The sequence below is a fragment of the Staphylococcus pasteuri genome (assembly GCF_030547725.1).
GTDB lineage: Bacteria > Bacillota > Bacilli > Staphylococcales > Staphylococcaceae > Staphylococcus > Staphylococcus pasteuri.
In genome coordinates this window covers 1-249 of record NZ_JAUOQO010000685.1, presented here as the reverse complement: position 1 = coordinate 249, position 249 = coordinate 1, and the positions used below count along the sequence as shown (strand labels likewise).

The 249-nt window shown below is 47.8% G+C and carries 1 protein-coding gene; it reads right to left on the bottom strand.

Annotation, left to right across the window (positions count from 1 at the left end; translation table 11 throughout):
- The coding region (locus Q4528_RS15160) for a M14 family metallopeptidase (protein ID WP_439848946.1) at window positions 1-180 on the bottom strand (180 nt) is incomplete at its 3' end.
- Window positions 181-249: the final 69 nt, after the last annotated feature.

Below are 249 nucleotides of genomic sequence, written 5' to 3'. Positions count from 1 at the left end.
ACTGTGTACAGTAGCAATACGTTCGCCCTGTTCATCTAGTGGCAGTTTAATGCTGTCGAGATATAAAAAGGCTTCTACAGAGTGAGGGAGTTCAGGTAACTGCTGTTGGTTATGCAAGTCAACAAAATCCAGAATGTGGCCAGTCATGGTTTCCATTTGCTCAAGAATATCTTGGCGCAATACCGATTGCGGCTGTGGGCCCACTTCAATTAATACGCCGCGCCGCCCGCAACTGGCAAGGAATCGATG